Annotated in this window: 4 protein-coding genes; all 4 read right to left on the bottom strand. The window is 68.7% G+C overall.

Annotated features, from left to right (window positions below):
- Nucleotides 1–171: 171 nt before the first annotated feature.
- Entirely contained in the window at nucleotides 172–837 is a 666-nt protein-coding gene (locus ABZ827_RS31245) for a CPBP family intramembrane glutamic endopeptidase (protein ID WP_357244688.1), read from the bottom strand.
- Entirely contained in the window at nucleotides 834–2,552 is a 1,719-nt protein-coding gene (locus ABZ827_RS31240; RefSeq protein ID WP_357244692.1) for an alpha/beta hydrolase, read from the bottom strand. Before ABZ827_RS31240 ends, ABZ827_RS31245 begins: the two co-directional genes overlap by 4 nt.
- A 97-nt stretch (nucleotides 2,553–2,649) precedes the next feature.
- Nucleotides 2,650–4,941 (bottom strand): phosphoribosylformylglycinamidine synthase subunit PurL, encoded by a 2,292-nt coding sequence (purL, locus tag ABZ827_RS31235; protein WP_357244685.1) that lies wholly within the window; start codon nucleotides 4,939–4,941, stop codon nucleotides 2,650–2,652.
- Between the two features lie 392 nt (nucleotides 4,942–5,333).
- Nucleotides 5,334–6,614 carry a M18 family aminopeptidase gene (locus tag ABZ827_RS31230; RefSeq protein ID WP_357244681.1) on the bottom strand — a complete coding sequence of 427 codons (1,281 nt, stop codon included), beginning with the start codon at nucleotides 6,612–6,614 and terminating at the stop codon, nucleotides 5,334–5,336.
- Nucleotides 6,615–6,827 lie beyond the last annotated feature (213 nt).

The following is a 6,827-nucleotide window of genomic DNA, read 5'->3' as shown; positions in this document are numbered from 1 at the left end:
CAGCGACTGAGCGCCGGGAGTGAAGAACGAGACCAAGGGGGCCCCGAACCCGCGACGCCGCAGGCGGCGCCAAAAAACACAGAACCTTCACGAACCGATCAGCTTCTCACCTTCCCGGACTACCCCCGCTTGTCACCTTCCCTGACCATCGCGCCAAGAACACAACAGCCGTCACGAACAGTCCTGCTCCCCACCCCCGCCCTCAGAGCCCACCTGCCCCAGCCCCACATCAGACCCAACCCGCGACAGCAAAGCACCACCCGCATTCACCGCCCAATGCATCAGTGCGGGAGCCGTCGCACTCCCCGCCCAACGCCCCAGACCTCCGAACACCAGACCTGCCCCGCCCGTGAACACAACAGTGCCCAGAACATTGTCACCCGCGACGCGAGCCGGATAGATATGCCAGAGACCGAAAACCGCGCCGCCCAGCAATGTACCGATACGACCCCCGCATTCCCTGTCCAGCAGCGGATCCAGAGTCGCCCGGAAGATCAGTTCCTCGGCGTAGACCGTACCGAGCGGAATATGCACCGCCACCCATTCCAGCGTCCCGACATCCGCCGCCCGCTCCTCCGCGACCGCGAGCGAGCCCCGTACCGCCGGTATCGCGAACGCCGCCGCGCACCCGATCGCGACCCCGGCCGCGCAGCCGGCCCCGATACGGACCCCCCTGCCGGACGACCAGTCCGGGCGGCCACCGAACGTCAGCGCGTACCCGGTGGCCACGACAGCATTGGCCGCGGTGCGCCCCCGGTGCCCCAGTGCCAGGCGCGGTAACAACCAGTTGTTCCACAGCAGCGGCGCGGCCACCGCGGCGACGACCCGGGTTCTCATTTCACCTCGCGCTCGTAGGCCTCGTACGCCTCGATCTCCAGTCGTATCCGTTCCGCCAGTTCCGGATTCCAGTCCGGTGGCCGGGTGATCGCCGCCCAGGCGTCCATCACCAGGCTGCCGTACCGGTGGCCGTGCCCGTCGCGGACGCCCTGCGCGTTCGTGAGGTCCGCGGTGACCTGCCAGAACGTCACCAGCGGCACCCAGCGCATCCGCGGCGAGACATCCGCGCCGCGCGGTTCGGACAGCCAATCCGGCTCGGTCAGTAGGAGATCCGGTGACCACCAGACGATCGGGTCGGAGGCATGCTGCAGATAGGCGATCCGCGGGGCCCGCCATTCCGGGCCCGGAGCGGCGAGATCGGCGGAATCGTCGGCGAACCGGATCACCAGGCCGTCGGCGTACACCGGCTGCGTTTCCGGGGAACCCGGGTCGCGACGGCTGATGTACTGCTGCCACAGCCGGTTGGAGTTCGGCGGGCCCACCCAGAGCGCACCGTCGACTTTCGCGCGCAGATCGGCCAGGCCGTCGAACGCGGCCTCCGAGCCCTGGGACCCGAGGCTTTCGCCGTACACCAGCAGTTTCGGCCGCTCTTCGGGCGCGCGGGTGCGGATGTGTTCGTATACGGCGTCGAACAACTCCCGGCCTGCCACGGCGGCTTTACCTCGGTCGGCCAGGAAGGACAGCGCGCTGGGCAGGTACGAGTACTGGCTGGCCACGAGGGCCGAATCGCCGCCGTACATGTACTCGATCGCGCTGGCGGCCATCGAGTTCACCCAGCCGGTACCGGTGGTGGTGACCACGACCAGCACTTTTCGGTCGAAAGCGCCCGTCCGCTCGAGTTCCGCGACGGCCAGTTCGGCCTGGGTGCGTTCGGTATCGGCCACGGATTCGAGTCCGATATAGGCGCGGATCGGTTCGCGGGCGGGGCGGCCGGTGACCCAGGAGATCCGTTCCGCGCTGGGTCCGTGCGATACGAACCAGCGGCCCTCGAAACCGAGGGTGTCCCACGCGGCCAAGGACTCCGGGCTGCCCGAACGTTCCGGCAGCTGGGGCTGTACGGCGTATTCGGAGGTGTTGTGATTGCGGACGCTGAACGCGGAGTTGGCGACGGCGAAGAACGCCCGGGTCGCCACACCGTTGAACAGGGTCACCACGAGCAGTACGAGCAGCAGCGCTCCGGCCGCCGGCGCCAGTTCCCGCGGTATCCGGACCCAGCGGTTCAGTTCCTTGGCGAGGAAGAGCACGATCTCGCGGGCGGTGCGGTAGCCGGCGACGACGAGTATGCCGATGGTGAGGCTCAGTCCGCCGGTGCGCAGATAGGCCGGGGTGGTGGTTCCCTCCATTCCCATCAGCGCGGCGATCTCGCGCTGCCAATGCGCCGACTGCACGAGCATGTACCCGGCGCTTACCGCCGCGCCGAGCAGTACCGCGGATTTCAGCGCGTACCGGACCCAGGTGGGTGGCGCGGGAATCCTGGTGAGGCGGGGCCGGATCCACAGCCGGAACAGCCATTCCAGCAGGCATCCCACGCCGTACCCGAGGGCCGCGTTGATCCCGCTGATCAGGCCCTGGAACATCCAGTCCCGGGGCAGCAGCGACGGGGTCACCGAGAGGGCGAAGAACACCGTGGCGACCACCAGACCCACATAGTTCAGGTCGATGATCCGCTCGGTTCGCTCGATCACCGCGACACAACGCGACCGCAATCTGGTCATCGTGTCGGCGGTTTCCAGCACCTGTCCAGTATGGCGGGCGGAACCGGCGCCGGCGGGTGGCTCGGGTCACCCCCGGCGTGGCACGCCCGCCCCGGAGTCAGGCATGACCGCCGAAAAGAGCCGGCAGGGTGTCCTCGTGCGCGGCCCGCAGTTCGGCCATGGTGATCGAGAACTGGCCCTGTACCTCGATCGAATCGGCGCCCTGATCCACCACACCGATCCGCACCCAGGGCAGTTCCCGGGCTGTGCACATCCGGGTGAACCGCGTTTCCTCCGAACGGGGCACCGCGACCAGTACCCGTCCCGCGGATTCGGCGAACAACATGACGAACGGGTCGGCGTCCTCGGGCAGCAGCACCCGGCAGCCGGTTTCGCCGGCCAGCGCGGCCTCGACCACGGCCTGGGCCAGCCCGCCCTCGGAGAGGTCGTGGGCGGCGCTGATCATGCCGTCGCGGGAGCCGGCGGTGAGCACCTCGGCGAGCAGCTTCTCGCGAGCGAAATCGACCTGCGGCGGCAGCCCGCCCAGGTGGCCGTGGGCGACCTGCGACCACACCGAACCACCGAACTCGTCCCGGGTATCGCCGAGCAGGATCAGCGTCTCCCCCGGCTCGAGGCCGAGCCCGGTGGGGATGCGGCGGTGCACATCGTCGATCACGCCGAGTACCCCGACCACCGGGGTGGGGAGGATCGCGTTCTCCCCGGTCTGGTTGTAGAAGCTGACATTGCCGCCCGTCACCGGGATGCCGAGCTCCACGCATCCGTCGGCGAGACCGCGCACGGCCTGCTGGAACTGCCACATCACGCCGGGATCCTCCGGGGACCCGAAATTCAGGCAGTTGGTGACGGCCTTCGGGGTGGCGCCGGTGCTGGCCACGTTGCGGTACGCCTCGGCCAGGGCCAGGCGGGCGCCGGTGTAGGGATCGAGCCTGGTGTAGTGGCCGTTGGCATCGGTGGCCAGCGCGATACCGCGACCGGTCGCCTCGTCCACCCGGATCATGCCGGCGTCGGCGTGTTCGGCGAGGACGGTGTTACCGCGCACGTAGCGGTCGTACTGTTCGGTGATCCACCGGCGGCTGCACAACTGCGGGCTGGCCACCATCTTCAGCAGCGTCTCGCGCAGTTCCTCGGCGGTTTTCGGCCGCGGGAGGTTGTCCGGGGTATCGGCGTTGAGGGTGTCCTGGTCGGTGGGGCGTTCGACAGGGCGCTCGTACACGGGTCCCTCGTGCGCCACGGTGCGCGGCGGGACATCCACCACGGTCTCCCCGTGCCAGGTGACCTCGAGCCGCTCACCGTCGGTGACCTCGCCGATCACTGTGGCCAGCACGTCCCATTTGGCGCAGACCGCCAGGAACGCGTCCACGTTCTCCGGGGTCACCACCGCGCACATCCGCTCCTGCGATTCGCTGGACAGGATTTCCGCGGGAGTCATATCGGCCGCCCGCAGCGGGACTCGGTCCAGGTCGATCCGCATACCGCCGTCACCGGCCGCGGCGAGCTCGGAGGTCGCGCAGGACAGCCCGGCGCCGCCGAGGTCCTGGATACCGACGACCAGCCCGGCGTGGTACAGCTCCAGACAGCATTCGATGAGGACTTTCTCGGTGAACGGGTCGCCCACCTGAACGCTCGGCAGTTTCTTGCGGCCGGTGCCGGATTCGTCGCCGGAGAAAGTGTCCGAGGCGAGCACCGAAACGCCACCGATACCGTCGAGACCGGTGCGCGCGCCGAACAGAATGATCTTGTTACCGGCACCGGACGCGAAGGCCAGATGCAGATCCTCCACCCGCATGACCCCGGCGCACAACGCATTCACCAGAGGATTGCCCTGGTAGGAGGCATCGAAGACGGTTTCGCCGCCGATATTCGGCAACCCCAGCGAGTTGCCGTAACCGCCGACCCCACGCACCACGCCGTCGACCACGCGACGCGTATCGGCGGCATCCGCGGCACCGAAGCGCAGCTGGTCCATCACCGCGATCGGCCGCGCACCCATGGCCATGATGTCGCGGACGATCCCGCCGACACCGGTGGCCGCGCCCTGATACGGCTCCACGTAGGAGGGATGGTTGTGGCTCTCCACCTTGAAGGTGACCGCCCAGCCGTCACCGATATCGACCACACCCGCGTTCTCGCCGATACCGGCGAGCATCTCGGCGCGCATCTCGTCGGTGGTGGTCTCCCCGAAATAACGCAGATGCACCTTCGAGGATTTGTAGGAGCAGTGCTCGCTCCACATGACCGAATACATGGCCAGTTCGGCATCGGTGGGCCGGCGACCCAGGATGTCCCGGATCCGCGCGTATTCGTCGTCCTTGAGGCCGAGCTCGGCGTACGGCTGCGGCGTATCCGGGGTTGCGGCGGCGGTGGCGACCGTATCGACCAGCTCAGTCACGGGATTACCAGGATCCTTTCGTAGGTTGACGCGCCGGCGCGCGCGGGCTCCGGTTTCCTGGCCTCGTGACCACCACACCACGGCTGCGTTTCGGCAGGTTCGCCGTGGCATATCGGGAGTACGGGGCAGGGCCGGAACACGGGGCCTCGACGGCGGGGCCCCGACAGGTTCGATCCAGCACGAATCTTACGTTTCACCTGCGCCGGGCGGGCTCCCGGCCCCACCTGGACAAGGACCGCGGCAGGCCGGCCGTTCATCGCCAGCCGATTGCTCCCGGTCGGCGTCGCCGGCATCGAGCGGGGGAACCACCGCCGGACGGCAGTGAAACGGCCACGCCGGAGGCGTTCGAACGGGTCGTCCCGGACACGACCTCCGTAAGCGGGCGGCCGGACTCAATCCTCGGGAGCGAGGAAGGCGGCCAGCGCCGCGGCGTAGGCGGTGATATCCGCGGCACCCATCAGCTCCCGCGCCGAATGCATCGCCAGCTGGGGCGCACCGACATCCACAGTCGGCATCCCGGTGCGGGCCGCGGTCATCGGACCGATGGTCGAACCGCAGGGCAGATCGGCACGATGTACATACCGCTGCATCGGGACCCCGGCCCGCGCACAGGCCAGCGCGAACGCTCCCGCGCCGACCGCGTCCGTGGCGTAGCGCAGGTTCTGATTGACCTTGAGCACCGGACCGCCGTTGATCTCGATACCGTGCGACGGTTCGTGCCGCTCCGGATAATTCGGGTGGGTGGCATGCGCCATATCGCCGGAGGCACACACCGAACCCGCCATCGCGGCCAGGAAATCGGACCGGCCGCCACCCCGGGCCAGCACGATCCGCTCGAGCACTGTGGGCAGCAGCTCGGACTGCGCGCCGCGGTCGGATTGGCTGCCGACCTCCTCATGGTCGAATACCGCGAGCACCGGAACCGCCGACCCCGGGTTGTCCACAGCCGTCCGGAATGCCTGCAGGCCCGCGTAACAGGTGCCCTGATTGTCCAGCCGCGGCGCACTGATCAGGTCCCGGCCGACGCCGATCACACGGCTCGCCGCCAGATCGTGAGTCATCAGTTCCCAGCCGAGCACCGCCGCCGGATCCACCCCGGCAGCGTCGGCCACATAGCCCAGGAAGGACGCGGGCTCACTACCCACACCCCAGATCGCGTTCACATGCCGCTGCGGGTCGAGGGCCACCCCGCGCCTGTCCTCGGAAAGATGGATGGCGAGTTGCGGAACCCGCAGGATCGGCTCGTCGATCCGCACCAACCGCTCGACGAGGCTGTTCCCCTCCCGCACACTGAGCCGCCCCGAAAGCCCCAGCTCACGGTCCAGCCAGGAGTTCAACCATGCCCCGCCGTACGGCTCGAGCCGCACCAACTGCCACCCGGCCACCGTCAGATCGGGATGCTGTTTGACCCGCAGATTCGGGCTGTCGGTATGCGCCCCCACCACGCGGAACGGCCCGGTCTGCGCGGGATCCGCCCAGGCGACGAGCGATCCGCCGCGCACGATGTAGTACCGGCCCCCGGCGTTGGGCCAGGGCTGGGTTTCGTCGAGGCGGACAAAACCCTCGGCGTCCAACTCCTCGGCGATGGTCCGGCACACGTGAAACGGGGAAGGAGACGAATCGATGAAGGCACACAGCCCGGCGGGCGAAGCCGCGACAGCAGAACTCGGCATACGAGTGACCTTATGCGTGCCGGGGCCGCAAGGCCGTCGGGGCGTCGCCGCCAGGCGCGTTCGATCCCCCTACCGCCAGTCGGTCCGCATCCGACCCCCCGTTTCCCGCATGCGGCCGGTCCACCTTGGTGGTTCGGGGCCCGTCTCGTTCTGGAGCGACCAGAGGAAGGGAGCGCAGCGACCGACCGGCGGGAGTGAAGAACGAGACCAAGG

The sequence above is a fragment of the Nocardia sp. NPDC019395 genome (genome assembly GCF_040632335.1).
GTDB lineage: Bacteria > Actinomycetota > Actinomycetes > Mycobacteriales > Mycobacteriaceae > Nocardia.
The sequence above is the reverse complement of the archived record's forward strand: the minus strand, read 5'-3'. Positions and strand labels throughout refer to the sequence as shown.